The 13,720-nt window shown below is 72.6% G+C and carries 16 protein-coding genes; 8 read left to right on the top strand and 8 right to left on the bottom strand.

Translation table 11 applies throughout. From position 1 onward, the window contains the following. Positions 1–6 precede the first annotated feature (6 nt). The 3 genes from D2L64_RS27655 to D2L64_RS21035 are packed head-to-tail and all read left to right on the top strand — an operon-like array spanning position 7 to position 1,684. The gene (locus tag D2L64_RS27655) at positions 7–165 is read left to right on the top strand and encodes a hypothetical protein (RefSeq protein WP_199714674.1); all 159 of its coding nucleotides are present in this window, start codon (positions 7–9) and stop codon (positions 163–165) included. Then, a complete protein-coding gene (locus D2L64_RS21040) occupies positions 162–926 on the top strand; it encodes a phosphoadenylyl-sulfate reductase (protein WP_119578929.1) in 765 nt (254 codons plus the stop codon). The genes D2L64_RS27655 and D2L64_RS21040 overlap by 4 nt, the downstream gene beginning before the upstream one ends. Continuing rightward, positions 908–1,684, top strand: coding sequence for a sirohydrochlorin chelatase (locus tag D2L64_RS21035; protein WP_407663150.1), 777 nt, complete (start codon positions 908–910; stop codon positions 1,682–1,684). Before D2L64_RS21040 ends, D2L64_RS21035 begins: the two co-directional genes overlap by 19 nt. 151 nt (positions 1,685–1,835) lie before the next feature. Here the strand turns inward: D2L64_RS21035 and D2L64_RS21030 are convergent, their stop codons facing one another. Both D2L64_RS21030 and D2L64_RS21025 read right to left on the bottom strand, forming a co-directional pair. Then, positions 1,836–2,093, bottom strand: coding sequence for a WhiB family transcriptional regulator (locus D2L64_RS21030; RefSeq protein WP_007072794.1), 258 nt, complete (start codon positions 2,091–2,093; stop codon positions 1,836–1,838). Between the two features lie 446 nt (positions 2,094–2,539). Continuing rightward, a complete protein-coding gene (locus D2L64_RS21025; protein ID WP_119578928.1) occupies positions 2,540–3,484 on the bottom strand; it encodes a diacylglycerol/lipid kinase family protein in 945 nt (314 codons plus the stop codon). A gap of 42 nt (positions 3,485–3,526) precedes the next feature. Here D2L64_RS21025 and D2L64_RS21020 point away from each other — a divergent pair, with 42 nt between their 5' ends. Further along, positions 3,527–3,916 carry a hypothetical protein gene (locus D2L64_RS21020; RefSeq protein WP_119578927.1) on the top strand — a complete coding sequence of 130 codons (390 nt, stop codon included), beginning with the start codon at positions 3,527–3,529 and terminating at the stop codon, positions 3,914–3,916. Between the two features lie 23 nt (positions 3,917–3,939). Here the strand turns inward: D2L64_RS21020 and D2L64_RS21015 are convergent, their stop codons facing one another. Together D2L64_RS21015 and sodN are read right to left on the bottom strand one after the other, a co-directional pair. After that, positions 3,940–4,347 (bottom strand): ATP-binding protein, encoded by a 408-nt coding sequence (locus tag D2L64_RS21015; RefSeq protein ID WP_119578958.1) that lies wholly within the window; start codon positions 4,345–4,347, stop codon positions 3,940–3,942. A gap of 121 nt (positions 4,348–4,468) precedes the next feature. Beyond that, on the bottom strand, positions 4,469–4,873 hold the full coding sequence (gene sodN / locus D2L64_RS21010; RefSeq protein WP_119578926.1) for a superoxide dismutase, Ni: 405 nt from the start codon (positions 4,871–4,873) through the stop codon (positions 4,469–4,471). A gap of 75 nt (positions 4,874–4,948) precedes the next feature. On the opposite strand from sodN, the gene D2L64_RS21005 reads away from it, so the two are divergent. The 3 genes from D2L64_RS21005 (at position 4,949) to D2L64_RS20995 (ending at position 7,647) form a co-directional block, all read left to right on the top strand. Further along, positions 4,949–5,290: a S24/S26 family peptidase gene (locus D2L64_RS21005; RefSeq protein WP_233559069.1), complete on the top strand. Its 342-nt coding sequence runs from the start codon at positions 4,949–4,951 to the stop codon at positions 5,288–5,290. A gap of 139 nt (positions 5,291–5,429) precedes the next feature. Beyond that, positions 5,430–6,608 (top strand): NAD(P)-dependent malic enzyme, encoded by a 1,179-nt coding sequence (locus tag D2L64_RS21000; protein ID WP_119578925.1) that lies wholly within the window; start codon positions 5,430–5,432, stop codon positions 6,606–6,608. A 76-nt stretch (positions 6,609–6,684) separates the two neighbouring features. Beyond that, on the top strand, positions 6,685–7,647 hold the full coding sequence (locus D2L64_RS20995) for a zinc-binding dehydrogenase (protein WP_119578924.1): 963 nt from the start codon (positions 6,685–6,687) through the stop codon (positions 7,645–7,647). Between the two features lie 79 nt (positions 7,648–7,726). Here the strand turns inward: D2L64_RS20995 and D2L64_RS20990 are convergent, their stop codons facing one another. Continuing rightward, complete coding sequence (locus D2L64_RS20990; RefSeq protein WP_119578956.1) at positions 7,727–8,713, bottom strand: alpha/beta hydrolase family protein; 987 nt, start codon at positions 8,711–8,713, stop codon at positions 7,727–7,729. Positions 8,714–8,955: 242 nt separating this feature from the next. Beyond that, positions 8,956–9,822 (bottom strand): alpha/beta hydrolase family protein, encoded by an 867-nt coding sequence (locus tag D2L64_RS20985; RefSeq protein WP_119578955.1) that lies wholly within the window; start codon positions 9,820–9,822, stop codon positions 8,956–8,958. Between the two features lie 149 nt (positions 9,823–9,971). Here D2L64_RS20985 and D2L64_RS27650 point away from each other — a divergent pair, with 149 nt between their 5' ends. Continuing rightward, entirely contained in the window at positions 9,972–10,139 is a 168-nt protein-coding gene (locus tag D2L64_RS27650) for a hypothetical protein (RefSeq protein WP_199714672.1), read from the top strand. A gap of 113 nt (positions 10,140–10,252) precedes the next feature. Here D2L64_RS27650 and D2L64_RS20980 read toward each other — a convergent pair whose 3' ends face one another. After that, the gene (locus D2L64_RS20980) at positions 10,253–11,416 is read right to left on the bottom strand and encodes an acetate/propionate family kinase (protein ID WP_119578923.1); all 1,164 of its coding nucleotides are present in this window, start codon (positions 11,414–11,416) and stop codon (positions 10,253–10,255) included. Beyond that, positions 11,413–13,494: a phosphate acetyltransferase gene (pta, locus tag D2L64_RS20975; RefSeq protein WP_119578922.1), complete on the bottom strand. Its 2,082-nt coding sequence runs from the start codon at positions 13,492–13,494 to the stop codon at positions 11,413–11,415. The genes D2L64_RS20980 and pta overlap by 4 nt, the downstream gene beginning before the upstream one ends. Positions 13,495–13,720 lie beyond the last annotated feature (226 nt).

Here is a 13,720-nt window from a genome sequence, read left to right as displayed (position 1 = left end):
GACGCGATGAGCGAGACTCGATCCGTTCCGCTGTACTGCCCGTACTGCGGCGAGGAGAACCTGCGGCCGAGCGAGACCGGACCAGCCGCGTGGGAGTGCCACGCCTGCGCCCGGGTCTTCACGGTCCGCTTCACCGGCCTGCTCTCCCCGGCGGTGACCCGATGAGCGCCCTGGTCTCCGCCACCGGCCTCGGGCTGGTCGGCACCACGCCCGTCGCGCCCGTCGATCCCGCCCGGCGCAGCCCCGCCGAGTTGCGCGAGTTGGCCGAGCGGGCCGGCCGGGAGTTGGAGGGCGCGCCCGCGCTGGAGATCGCCCGGTGGGCCGCCGAGACCTTCGGCGACCGGTTCTGCGTGACCAGTTCGATGGCCGACGCGGTGCTGGCCCACCTGGTCTCCCGGGTGGCGCCCGGGGTGGACGTGGTCTTCCTCGACACCGGGCTGCACTTCCCGGAGACGCTCGCGGTCCGCGACGAGGTCGTCCGGCGGCTGCCGGTCAACGTCCGGTCCATCCGGCCGCGACTCACCGTGGGCCAGCAGGACGGCGAGTACGGACCGCGACTGTTCAACAAGTCACCGGACGAGTGCTGCCGGTTGCGCAAGGTGGAACCGCTGGAGCGGGCGCTCGCCGGGTACGACGCGTGGGCCGCCGGGCTGCGCCGTGACGAGTCGCCGACCCGGGCCAACACGCCGGTGGTGACCTTCGACCCGCGTCGGGGCAAGGTCAAGGTCAACCCGATCGCGGCCTGGAGCCAGGCGGACGTCGACGCGTACATCGCCCGGTGGAACGTGCCCGTCAACGAGCTGTTCCGGCGCGGCTACGGCTCCATCGGCTGCTGGCCGTGCACCCGGCGGACCAGGGCCGGTGAGGACCCGCGGGCCGGCCGTTGGGCGATGTTCGAGAAGACCGAGTGCGGCCTGCACCTCTGAACGGGCCGGCGGGACATCCGGACCGGCCGGAGCCGGGCGGTGACCCGGTGCTGCTGGTCGCCCACGGCAGCCGCGATCCGCGCGCGGCCGAGGCGACCAGGGCACTGGCCCGGGCGGTCTCGGCCGCGCGTCCCGGTACGCCGGTGCTGGCGAGTTGGCTGGACCACACCGAACCGCATCCGACCCAGGCGTTACGTGACCTGGCGGGCGCCGGGCACACCCGGGCGATCCTGGTGCCGTTGCTGCTCACCGCCGCGTTCCACCGGCGGGTGGACATCCCCGCGGCGGTGGCCGCCGCACTGGAGTCCGGAGCACCGATGCGGGTACGGACGACCGAGGTTCTCGGTCCGACGGCCGACGGGGTGGATCCGGCGTTGCTGGCCGGGCTGCGGCGACGACTAACCGAGGCGGACCCGGGCCGGTTCGACGCCCTGGTGTTGGCCGCGGCGGGCACCCGGGACGCCCGGGCGCGGAGGTCGGTCGGTCGGGTGGCGGCGGCGTTGGGGGCGAGCCTGAACGTGCCGACCCGGGTCTCGTACGCCTCCGCAGCGCCACCGGACGCTGGTAGGGCGGTGACCCGGCTCCGGGCGGCCGGTGCCCGGCGGGTCGCCGTGGCCGCGTACTTCCTGGCCCCCGGCCTGTTCCACGACGCCGTGACCCGGGCCGCCCACGCCGCCGGCGCGGTAGCCGTGGCCGCCCCCCTGACCGACACCCCGGCCCTGGTCCACCTGGTCCTCCACCGCCTCTCCCCGCGTTGATCATGAGGTTGACGGCGTTGTCGATCTCTGATGCGCCGTCAACCTCATGATCAACGCGGGGAGAGGCGGTGGAGTGCGGGGATGGGTGGACAGCAGGACGCCCCCGGCGGGTGAGCCCGGCCGGGGGCGTGATGCGTTGGTGTTCGTGCGGTCAGGCGGAGTGAGCGCGCAGCACCCGGAGGCCGCCGCGACGCTTGACGGCGCGCCGCTCCTCCTCGCTCATCCCGCCCCAGACGCCTGCGTCCTGACCGGACTCCAGCGCCCACTGCAGGCACTGGTCGGTCACGGAGCAGCGCCGGCAGACGGCCTTGGCCTGCTCGACCTGCAGGAGAGCCGGACCGGACGTCCCGATCGGGAAGAACAGCTCCGGGTCCTCGTCGCGGCAGACAGCATGGTGACGCCAGTCCATGGCGGCAACACTCCTCATTCTGGGTGGGTGGCAGATGTTGCTGTTGTTGCTTTCCTATATGCATCCGCATATGCCGGTGGTGACGGTTCGCGTCGACCAATTCGGCACTGCGTGAGCAGGCTGTTAGCTCCCGGGGGCCTGCTGGAACTGCTCAACCTGCCGAGCATGTCCAGGCAATGTCCCGGTAACTCAAGTTCGCTTGTGAATACTTTCACGAACTTACGCAATGTCAAGGGTGACGCTCGGAAAAACTCCGCGCGGTGAGCAAGCCCACAACCCATTTGTCCGGGTTCTGGATCGCTCCGCCCGCCCGGCGTACCACAGTCGAGAATCAATATAGTACAGTCCGCCGGGCAATGCCGACATTTCCGGCATCGGTTCCGGGTGTCGCGGTCGTCGCGCGCTGGGGGTCGCGCCGGCCATCTCCGCCCGGTGGTACCGGAGACCTAACAGATTACTCTGAGTGCGGCGGGAACGGAGGTGAATCTGACTTTTTCCCGCTCGCCAAGATAGTCCCCGTCGAGCTGGAACGCCTGCGGGCGGCTTGCCACCAGCGTGAACTCCGCTACGTCATGACGACGTAACACCTGACGACCATGCGGATTCGGCGTGTTGGACAGGAGTTGTGTCACCGTACGTGTTGTGCTGGCGACGCCAAGCTGGCGAAGGGCCATCACGTCCAGCCCCAGATCGAACGACGCATCCGGGTTCGGGTTGGCCTCCCGGTCACCGACGTAGGTCCACGGCGCGGTGTTCTGCACGATGATGCTCGCCAGATCACTCTCGGTTGCCTCGCCCGGCTGCTCCAGCCGGATCGCCGGGTGTCGCCGTTCGTTACCGAGCAGGAACTGTGCGGTGAAGGCCCGGAAGTAGAGCCCGGGTGAGGAGACCCGACCCTTGCGGCGGGCCTCCTCGACGCGATGGATCACCGCCGCGTCGAGCCCGAAGCCGGCGCAGAAGGTGAAGTAGCGGTCGTCGGCCCGGCCCAGGCCGATCGTGCGCTGCCTGCTCAGCCGCAGGCCCTCCAGGATCATGCTGGCGGCCTCGGCCCACTCGCGCGGCAGGCCCAACGCCCGGGCGAAGACGTTCGTCGAACCACCCGGCACGGTGGCCAGTGCCGGCAACCGCTCGGCGGTCGGTGCCTCGCCGCCGGCGGTGCTCGCCGTCATCAGCCCGTTGACCACCTCGTTGACCGTGCCGTCCCCACCCAGGGTGACCACGACGTCGACGCCCTCCACGGCGGCCTCCCGGGCCAGCGCGGTGGCGTGACCACGCTGGCGGGTGTAGCGCACGGAGAGGTCCACCTCGCTGCGCAGCGCCCGGACCAGCACGTCTCGCGCGCGTTCACTGGTGGTGGTGGCCTTCGGATTGACCAGCAGGACGGCCCGCATGGGCGGCACTGTACCCCGGATGCTCACGGGTATCGTGACCGCGTGACCATCGACTCCGACCCGACCCCCGTCACGCTGCGTTGGGCGGTCCGGCTGCTGCGAGGCCAGGCGGTCGCCGTCGGGCTGGTCGCGGCCTGGCTGATCGTCGCCGACTTCACCGCCACCAGCACCGACCTGACGTCGGCGTTGTTGGTCACCGCCTTCGCCGTCGGCACCGCCGTCGCGCTCTGGGCCCTGGGAGGTGCACTGCTGCGCCGCCGGGCCGGTGCCCGGGCACCGGCCATCGTGCTCCAACTCATGCTGCTGCCGATCGGTTGGTTCATGATCCAGGGAGGGCTGGGCTGGCTCGGCGTGCCGCTGATCGCGCTCGGACTCGGCGTCACCTGGCTACTGGTGAGCCCGCCGACCACGCGCGCCCTGGGCTTCGAGTGAGCTGACCCGGGGCGCCCCGTGGCTCACCAGCCCGACGCGCGGCGGGTGAGCAGCGAGATGCTGGCCCGACCGTCCGCCGCGGTCGCCGCCGCCGAGGTGGTCAACGCGGTGAGCACCTTCCAGGCGAACGACGACTCGGCGGGCAGCCGGGCGCCCGGCACCGTGGGCACGGTCACCTCGACGGTCAGGGCATCCTCGGTCACCGCGAACCGGCAGTCGAGTTCGGCCCCCCGCGGCGCGATGGCGAGCAGCATGGCGCAGGCCTCGTCGACGGCGATGCGCAGATCCTCGATCTCGTCGAGGGCGAACTGGAGACGCGCCGCGAGGCCGGCGGTGGCGGTACGGAGTACGCCGAGGTACCCGCCGTCGGCAGGCACGGTCAGTTGCACGATGTCGTCGTCGGTTGTCGGCTGGCCGGTCAGTTGAGTCACCACTCATCCCCCCGGTCGGGGACTCTACCCGCTCAGCCGTCCGTACGGGTCGTAGCCCGGCCGACGGAAACGGCGACCGGCCCGTCCCCGAGCGGGACGAGCCGGTCGCCGTCGGCAGGCCTCAGGCCTGCTTGGTCTCCCAGAAGATCTTCGAGATCTCGTCGATCTTCTGCAGCAGTTCGTCGGCCTTGGCCGGATCGGTGGCGCCCTTGGCGCCGGCCGCGCCGGCCAGCTTGGTGGCCTCGTTGAACAGCTGGTGCAGGTGCGGGTACTTCTCGAAGTGCGGCGGCTTGAAGTAGTCGGTCCACAGCACCCAGAGGTGGTGCTTGACCAGATCCGCCCGCTGCTCCTTGATCAGGATGGCTCGGGTGCGGAACTCCGGGTCGGTGTTGGCCTGGTACTTCTCGCAGATCATTTTTACCGACTCGGCTTCGATCCGAGCCTGGGCGGGGTCGTAGACACCGCAGGGCAGGTCGCAGTGCGCGCTGGCGGTCACGCGAGGCGCAAGGATGCGTGGAAGTCGCATCAGGATCCTCCATGGGAAGTTTGCGATGATCCAAGACGACATTACTCCTGGACGCGGTCCCCGAGGCCGCTGGAGGTGAAACCGGTGTCCGCGCCCCGGCTGTGGTGGCCGCTGTCCGCCGTACTGGTGACCGGGCCGTCCATGTCGCCGACGCTGCGGCACGGCGACGCGGTGCTGGTCCGTCGTGGTGGTCGCGCGATCCGGCCCGGCGACGTGGTGATCGCGGTCTTCCGTACCCGCCCGGACCTGCTGGTGGTCAAGCGTGCGGTCCGGCCGGAGGCCGGCGGGTGGTGGCTGCACGGGGACAACGACCTCGTCACCGACGACTCCCGGGCCTACGGGGTGGCCGACGTGGTCGGCCGGGTGGTGGCCCGCTACTGGCCCAGCCCGGGCCGGGTACCGCCCCGTCGGTTATGACCCTGCTCACATGCTGGACCCACCCACCGCACTATGCTCGGAAGTGCCCGGGTGACCCCCCGCACCACGCGCCGCCGCTCGACGCCTCACCGTGTGCGCGACCGGCTGGTCCATCTGCTCGACAGATCCTGGAGTCACCATGCCTACGTCCACCGTGGACCCTGCTGATCCCGTCTTCCAACTGCACCGGGGCGGCAAGATGACCGTCGTCTCGACGGTCCCGCTGACCAGCCGGGACGACCTCTCCCTCGCGTACACCCCGGGCGTCGCCCGGGTCTGCGAGGCCATCGCGGCGGATCCGACGCTCGCTCACGACTACACCTGGGCGTCGAACACCGTCGCGGTCGTCACCGACGGTACGGCCGTACTCGGCCTCGGTGACATCGGCCCACGCGCCGCGTTGCCGGTCATGGAGGGCAAGGCCGTGCTGTTCAAGCAGTTCGGCGGGGTCGACGCGGTACCGATCTGCCTGGACACGCAGGACGTCGACGAGATCGTGGCGACGGTCAAGGCCCTCGCCCCCTCGTTCGGTGGGATCAACCTGGAGGACATCAGCGCACCCCGCTGCTTCGAGGTGGAACGCCGGCTCGACGAGGCGCTGGACATCCCGGTGTTCCACGACGACCAGCACGGCACCGCGATCGTCGTGCTGGCCGCGCTGCGCAACGCCGCGACCCTGCTCGACCGCAAACTCGGCGACCTCCGGGTGGCGGTCAGCGGCGCGGGCGCGGCGGGCGTGGCGGTGACCCGGATGCTGGTCGCCGGGGGAGTGGACCCGGACCGGGTGGTGGTCTGCGATTCCCAGGGGATCATCTCCGCGTACCGCACCGGCCTGACCGGCACCAAGGCCGAACTGGCCGAACTGACCAACGCCGACGGCCGGCAGGGCGACATCGCCGAGGCGCTGCGCGAGGCGGACGTGTTGATCGGGGTCTCCGGCGGGCAGATCCCCGAGCGGGCGGTGGCCGGGATGGCCCCCGGCGGGATCGTGTTCGCGCTGGCCAACCCCACGCCCGAGGTGCATCCCGAGGTGGCCGCCCGGCACGTCGCGGTGGTCGCCACCGGCCGCAGCGACTACCCGAACCAGATCAACAACGTGCTGGCCTTCCCGGGGGTGTTCCGGGGAGCGCTACAGGCCCGGGCCACCCGGGTCACCGACGCGATGAAGGTCGCGGCGGCCGACGCCATCGCCGCCGTGGTGGCCGAGTCGCTGACCCCGGAGGCGATCGTGCCCTCGCCCCTGGACCCGCGGGTCGCCCCCGCCGTGGCCGAGGCGGTCGCCGAAGCCGCCCGCCGCGACGGCGTCGCCCGCAGCTGAGCGGTGAGGGAGGGGCCCTCCTCGACGCCCGGCGTAGGGGACGGGCCCCTTCTTAACCGGCGTGCCGCTTGTTACGGTGCGGATCATGCGTGCCGCCTTCGCCTCCCGTTTCGACGACGCCGATCCGCTCGCCGCGCTCACCGTCGGTGAGCAGCCCGAACCGGGCCTGCCCGGCGACGACTGGGTGACGCTGAGTGTCACGGCCACCTCCCTCAACCACCACGACCTGTGGTCCCTGCGCGGCGTCGGGCTGCGCGCCGAGCAGCTGCCGATGATCCTGGGCTGCGACGCGGTCGGCGTGGACCCGGACGGCAACGAGGTGGTGGTCTACCCGGTGGTGCCCACCCCCGGCGACCCTCGCGGCATGTCCATCCTCTCCGAGCACTTCCCGGGCACCCTGGCCGAGCGGGTGGCCGTACCCCGGTCGAACCTGGTGGCGCTGCCGGCGGGCCTGGCGGCCACCGACGCGGCGTGCCTGCCGACGGCCTGGCTGACCGCGTGGCGGATGCTCACCACCAAGGGCCGGATCGACGAGGCCGAGGCGGTGCTGGTCCAGGGTGCCGGCGGCGGCGTGGCCACCGCGGCCGTCGGGCTCGCCGTCGCCATGGGCAAACGGGTGTACGCGACCAGCCGCGACGCCGCCAAGCGGGCGCGCATCGCCGAACTCGGCGCGACCGCCGTCGAGCCCGGTTCCCGGCTGCCCGAACGGGTCGACGTGGTGATCGAGACCGTCGGTGCGGCCACCTTCGACCACTCGCTGAAGTCCGCCGCCTTCGGCGCCCGGATCGTGGTGGCCGGTGCCACCGCCGGGCACGAGCCGAAGGTCAACCTGCGCCGGGTCTTCGCCATGCAGCTGGAGATCCTCGGCACCTCGATGGGCACCCCGGCCGACCTGGCCGACCTGCTCGCCTTCTGCGCTGTGGGGAAGGTGCGTCCGGTGGTGGACACCGTGGTGCCGTTCAGCCGGGTCGCGGACGCCTTCGCCCGGCTGCACTCCGGCGAGGTCTTCGGCAAGGTCGTCGTCGACCACACCAGCTGAGGCGCTGCCGAACAGCCCCCGCTCTTGAGCCGTTGCCGGAGCGGGCCCGCCGCCGCCTGCGGCGTCGCCGGGCCCGCCGTCACAGGTTGTTGTCGAGGGTGGCGACGTCGTCGCGGGCCGCGGCGGTGGCGATCCGGTCCTTGGCCGTGGAGTCGCCGTACAGCGTCCAGCGCAGGAACTCGATCGTGGTGTCCGCGACGACCCGCAGCGACGTGCCGTTGCCCAGCAGGGCCCGCCCGTGGTCGCCGTCGGGCAGGCTCAGCATCGCCTTCGGCCAGGGCACCGCGTCGTAGACGGCCTTGCCGGCGGCGTACTGCACCACCTCGTCGGCCTCGCCGTGCACGAACAACTGCGGAGCCGCGGCCCCCGCGAACGCGGTGCCCACGCCGAGCGCGGTGCCGGCGAAGACGATCCCCGCGGCCAGCCGCTCGTCCCGGCGGGTGGTGAACAGCCCGATGGTGGTCACCCCACCGGCCGAGTGCCCGGTCGCGGCCACCCGGTCGGTCGCCAGGTGGCCCCGGAGCGGGTCCCCGTCGCGGCCGTCGAGGGCGAGCACCTCGGTCAACACGTACGACACGTCGGCGGGCTGGTTGAGCACGTCGAGCACGTTGGGCTGGTCCGTACCGGAGGTGTGCGGGAAGGTCGGCGCGGCCACCACGAAGCCGGCCGCGGCCCAGCGGGTCAGCAGCGTCTCGTAGTCAGCGGGGCGGCCACCCAGGCCGTGACTGAACATCACCACCGGGAACCGCCCGTCCGCGGCGTCGACGCCGGTCGCCGGCTTGCCGCCGGACCGTCCGACCGCCGGGTACCACACCCGCACCGGCAGCGGCCGGTCGCCGTCGCGGTTCAGCTTCAGCTGCCGTACGCCGACCGCGAAGGACTGCTCCGGCGCCTTGCCGGCGGGAATCGTCGGCGCCGACGCGCTGGCCGACGGCGCCGGTGTGGCCTCCGGTGTGGCGGTAGCCGTCGCCTGCGGCGCGGCGGACTCGTTCCCGTTCGAACACCCCACCGACGCGCCGGCAACCAGCGCGGCGGCGAGCAGCAGAGAAGCAGCACGACGACACATGAACCCCATTCTCCCTCCCGTCCACCCCACCCTCCCCACGTGCCCTCCCGCCCTACCCCACCCACGCCCGCGATCTTGCACTTATGGTCGGGATAAAAGCCGCAGAACCTGCCAACTCGGCGACCGTAAGTGCAAGATCGCGGGGACAGGGGCTCGCTTGGGCGGAGAGCCGAGGCAGAAAGTGCAAGATCGGCGAGGCGAGGGGGGCGGGGCGGGGCGAGGCGGGGTGCGTGGGGTGGGGGTTAGGGGTGGCGGGTTTCGAAGGTGGTGGTGCCGGGGAGGGATGCGCGGGTGGGCAGGCGGCGGGCGGCCTGCTGGTCGCCGTAGAGGGTCCAGCGGAGGAAGTCGGTGGTGGTACCGAGCACCTGGGCGAAGCCGGGCCGGCCGGGGATCAGGTACTCGCCGTGGCCCTGGCCGAGCAGGCTCAGGAAACTGGCCGGTCCGATGCTGCGGCGGTAGGCGGCCCGCCCGACGCTCAGCGGCACCACCGAGTCGGCCGTACCGTGCACGAACAGGATGGGTGCGGGCGGCTCGGCGAAGCTGCCCGCCATGCCACCGCCGGCGATCACGATGCCGGCCCGTAGCCAGGCGGGTCGCCCGCTGGTGAACATGCCGGAGGTGGTGAAGCCACCCGCCGAGTGCCCGGCTGCGGCGACCCGTTGAACGTCGAGATGGCCCGCGAGTGGATCACCGGTCCGCCGGTCGAGCCGGACCAGGTGCCGGATGACCCGCCAACCGTCGGCCGGCTGGTGGCGTACGTCGGCCCGGGAGAACCGGGCGGCGTCGCGCCGGGTGTGCGGGTACGCCGGCGCGGCCACCACGAAGCCGGCGGCGGCCCACCGGGCGGTCAGGCCGGTGTGCAGTTCGGGCAGGCTGGCCAGGCCGTGGCTGTAGAGCACCACCGGGAACCGCCCGTCGGCCACCTGGGAGCCCTGCGTCGGATACCAGACGGTGACCGGCAGCGGTCGTGTCGAACCGGGGTCGACGACGAACGTGCGGACCCCGACCGGGTACTGCACCTGCGGCGCCGACCTGGGTGCTGCCGGCGTTTCGGCCTCGGCATCGGTCGTGGCACAGCCGGCTGACCCGGCCATCAGCGCGACCACCATCGACGCGGCCAGCCGCCGCCTGATCCCCACGACATCAAGGTAGAGCCCTCGGACCGCAGCCCGGGTCCGGTTGCTCGGTGCTGTACGCCACCCGTTCGGCCGACCGTCGCGGGCCCTCCGTGCCCGCGAGGCTTCGCTATGGTGCCGGGATGGCTGAGAACTACACCGACCCGAGCGGCAACACCCAGGCGTTCCGCGCCTTCGCCGACACCGCCGACAGCACCGACGAGCGGACCTCCCGGACCGGCCTGATGATCGGCGTGGCCGCGGTCGTGGTGATCCTGGTCGCCCTGGGTGGCTGGCTCGCCCTCGGCTGACCCGCGGCTGGGCGCCAGCCGGGCAAGCAGCCGGGCCGGGGCCGGTCACGTCGGTCCGTGCGCCAGGCGGGCCGTGCGCCAGGCGGTCCGGGCGTCCGAGAGGGCGGCACCGGTCAGGTGGCGTCGACCACTGCCCGGGCCGCCCGTGCGATCTCCCGCTCCTCGTCGGTGCCGACCACGCAGACCGCCACGGGTGCGCTGTCCGGTGAGATGAGCCGGTCGCCGCTGCCGGCGTTGCGGTCCGGGTCGACGGTGATACCCAACCGGTCGAGCCCGGCCAGGGCGGCGGCGCGGACCGGTGCCGCGTGCTCGCCGACGCCGGCGGTGAAGGTGATCGCGTCCACCCGGCCGAGTAGCGCGTAGTACGCACCGACGTACTCGGTGATCCGGCGGCAGTAGACGTCGAACGCCAGCGCCGCTGCCGCGTCCCCGGTCGCCCGGCGGGCGAGTACCTCGCGCATGTCGTTGACGCCGGCCAGCCCGAGCAGGCCACTGCGATGGTTGAGCAGGTCGTCGATCTCGTCGACCCCCATCCCGCCCTCGCGGCGCAGGTGGAACACGATGGTGGGGTCGAGGTCGCCGCTGCGGGTGCCCATCACCAGACCCTCCAGCGGCGACATGCCCATCGAGGTGGCGACGCTGCGGCCTCCGGCGACCGCGCACGCGCTGGCCCCGTTGCCCAGGTGCAGGCTGATCGTGTTGACCTCGGCGTACGGGCGGCCGAGTAGTTCGGCGGTACGGCGGGAGACGTACGAGTGCGAGGTGCCGTGGAAGCCGTACCGGCGGATGCCGTACCGCTGCGCGACATCCCCGTCGATCGCGTACGTGGCGGCCGAGTCGGGCAGCGTGTGGTGGAACGCCGTGTCGAAGACAGCGACCTGCGGCACCGCCGGCAGCGCGTCGCGGGCCATCTCGATGCCGGCGAGGTTGGCCGGGTTGTGCAGCGGGGCCAGCGGCACCAGGTCGGCGATGGCGGCCTGCACCGCGTCGTCCACCAGAGTCGGTGCGGTGAACCGCCGGCCACCGTGCACCACCCGGTGCCCGACGACGGTGAGCCCGGTCAGGTCCAGCCCGGCCAGGATCTGCCGGACCGCGCCGGCATGGTCGGCGGGGCCACCGCCCGGCTCGCCGACCCGTTCGACGGCGCCCTTGGCGACGACCTGCTCGCCGTCGTACAGCCGGTACTTCACCGACGACGACCCGCAGTTGAGCACCAGCACCTTGCCCGCGCCGCCGCCCGTACCGCCGCTCTGGACATCGCTGCCGGCCCCGCTCACGAGGTCGCCTCGCCGTCGGCCAGCGCGGCGGCCTGGATGGCGGTGATCGCCACGGTGTTGACGATGTCCGGCACGGTGGCCCCCCGGGAGAGATCGTTGACCGGACGGCGCAGGCCCTGCATCACCGGGCCGACGGCCACCGCCCCGGCCGAGCGCTGCACCGCCTTGTACGTGTTGTTGCCGGTGTTCAGGTCCGGGAAGATGAAGACCGTGGCCCGCCCGGCGACCGCGCTGTCGGGCAGTTTCGTCGCCGCCACCGCCGGGTCGATCGCCGCGTCGTACTGGATCGGCCCCTCCACGGCCAGTTCGGGCCGGCGCTGGCGGACCAGCGCGGTGGCCGCGGCGACCTTCTCCACGTCGGCACCCGCGCCGGAGCTGCCGGTCGAGTACGACAGCATCGCCACCCGCGGTTCGATGCCGAACCTTGCCGCCGTGTCGGCCGAGGAGATGGCGATGTCGGCGAGCTGAGCGGCGTCGGGGTCGCGGTTGACCGCGCAGTCGCCGTAGACCAGTACCCGGTCGGCGAGCAGCATGAAGAAGACGCTGGAGGCGACGGAGACCGCCGGCATGGTCTTCACGATCTCGAACGCGGGCCGGATGGTCGCCGCGGTGGTGTGCGTGGCGCCGGAGACCATGCCGTCGGCGTAGCCGGCCCACACCATCATGGTGCCGAAGTAGTTCGGCTGGGCGACGATGTCGTGCGCCAGTTCGACGGTGACGCCGCGGTGGGCGCGCAGCCCCGCGTACGCCTCGGCGAACTCGTCGCGCCACTGGCTGCTGGTCGGGTCCACCACCCGGGCGGTACCGATGTCGACGCCCACCTCGCGGGCCCGGCGGGCGACCTCGTCGGGTTTGCCGAGCAGGGTCAGGTCGGCCACCCCCCGACGCAGCAGGATCTCGGTGGCCCGCAGGATCCGCTCCTCGGTCCCCTCCGGCAGCACCAGGTGTCGCCGCCGGGCCCGGGCCCGGTCGATCAGGTCGTACTCGAACATCAGCGGGGTGACCCGGGCGGAGCGGCTCACCCGCAGCCGGCTGGCCAGCTCGACGGTGTCGACGTGCGCCTCGAACGCGCCGAGCGCGGCCTCCACCTTGCGCGGGTTCAGCGTGCTGGGCCGGCCCTCGATCCGGCTCGACGCGGCCACCGTGTGGTAGCTGTCGGTGGGTACCGACAGGACCGCGAGCCGGGCGTTCAGCGCCTCCACCAGCCGCATGGCCCGGGGGTCGGGTGGTTCGCCGAGGGTGAGTACCAGCCCGGCCAGCGAGACCTGCCCGGCCACGTGTGCCGCGCTCGCCGCCACCAGCAGGTCGTCCCGGTCACCCGGCATGATCACCAGGGCGCCCTCGGTGAGGTGTTCCAGCAGGGTCGGCACGTGGGCCGCGCCGACCACGTAGTCGAGCACGTCGCGGCCGAGTGCGGTGTCGTCGCCGGCCAGCAGGGTGGCGCCGAGCGCCGCGGCCACCTCGGCCACCGTCGGCGCCGAGACGCTCGGCACCTCCGGAATGGCGTACGCGGGCACCGGCAGCCGGGGCAACGTCATCTCGCCCGGCACCCGGTTGGCCAGTACCGCGAGTACGGTCGCGCCGAGGTCCACGACATCGTGGTACGCCCCTCGGCTGGCCGCCGTGATCGCCGCCGGCTGCTGACCGAACCCGTCCACCACCGGTACCACCACGCTGCCGAACTCGGTCGCCAGCCGGGCGTTGAAGGCCAGCTCGCGGGGGCCGTCACCGGCACCGGCGCCGGCGAAGTCGCTACCCACCACGACCATCGCCGGGAACTGTCGCTCCACGTCCCGGTAACGCTCGACGATCCGGGTGATCAACTCCTCCCGCCGCCCGTCGGCGACCAGCGCGGTCGCCTCCGCGTACGTGGTGCCGCACAGCTCGGCGGCCGGCAGCCCGACCCGGTACCGCTCGCTGAGCAGGGCGAGGATCGGGTCCGGGCCACCCGGCGCGACCAGTGGCCGGAACACGCCGATCCGGCCGACCTGGCGGGACAGCAGTTCGGCCAGGCCGAGGGCGATGGTCGACTTGCCGCCGCCCGAGCCGATGCTGGTCAGGTACACGCTTCGGGCCACGGACTCACGCTACAAGATCCAGGTCGCTCCCGCCCGGGTCCTGGTGCCGGGTGCCGGGGGCACTCCGGCCCGCCCCGGTGTCGTACCGGCCGCCGGGGCGGCTGATCTCGGATCGCCGACCGGGCGGGCATTTCTGGCCGCTTCGCCGGCCGCCCGGGCCGGTCCGGGCGGCTCCGACCGACGCCACGGCGGTCGCCGGCTGACCGTTCGACCTGGTCAGGGTGAG

This window comes from Micromonospora radicis (genome assembly GCF_003583405.1).
Classification (GTDB): Bacteria; Actinomycetota; Actinomycetes; order Mycobacteriales; family Micromonosporaceae; genus Micromonospora; species Micromonospora radicis.
The sequence above is the reverse complement of the archived record's forward strand: the minus strand, read 5'-3'. Positions and strand labels throughout refer to the sequence as shown.

Excerpts from the sequence above, each read along its gene's own strand:
- D2L64_RS27655 (WP_199714674.1), top strand. The coding sequence starts at position 7 with ATGAGCGAGACTCGATCCGTTCCGCTGTACTGCCCGTACTGCGGCGAG.
- D2L64_RS21040 (WP_119578929.1), top strand. The coding sequence starts at position 162 with ATGAGCGCCCTGGTCTCCGCCACCGGCCTCGGGCTGGTCGGCACCACG.
- D2L64_RS21030 (WP_007072794.1), bottom strand. The coding sequence starts at position 2,093 with ATGGACTGGCGTCACCATGCTGTCTGCCGCGACGAGGACCCGGAGCTG.
- D2L64_RS21025 (WP_119578928.1), bottom strand. The coding sequence starts at position 3,484 with ATGCGGGCCGTCCTGCTGGTCAATCCGAAGGCCACCACCACCAGTGAA.
- sodN (WP_119578926.1), bottom strand. The coding sequence starts at position 4,873 with ATGCGACTTCCACGCATCCTTGCGCCTCGCGTGACCGCCAGCGCGCAC.
- D2L64_RS21000 (WP_119578925.1), top strand. The coding sequence starts at position 5,430 with ATGCCTACGTCCACCGTGGACCCTGCTGATCCCGTCTTCCAACTGCAC.
- D2L64_RS20990 (WP_119578956.1), bottom strand. The coding sequence starts at position 8,713 with ATGTGTCGTCGTGCTGCTTCTCTGCTGCTCGCCGCCGCGCTGGTTGCC.
- D2L64_RS20985 (WP_119578955.1), bottom strand. The coding sequence starts at position 9,822 with ATGGTGGTCGCGCTGATGGCCGGGTCAGCCGGCTGTGCCACGACCGAT.
- D2L64_RS27650 (WP_199714672.1), top strand. The coding sequence starts at position 9,972 with ATGGCTGAGAACTACACCGACCCGAGCGGCAACACCCAGGCGTTCCGC.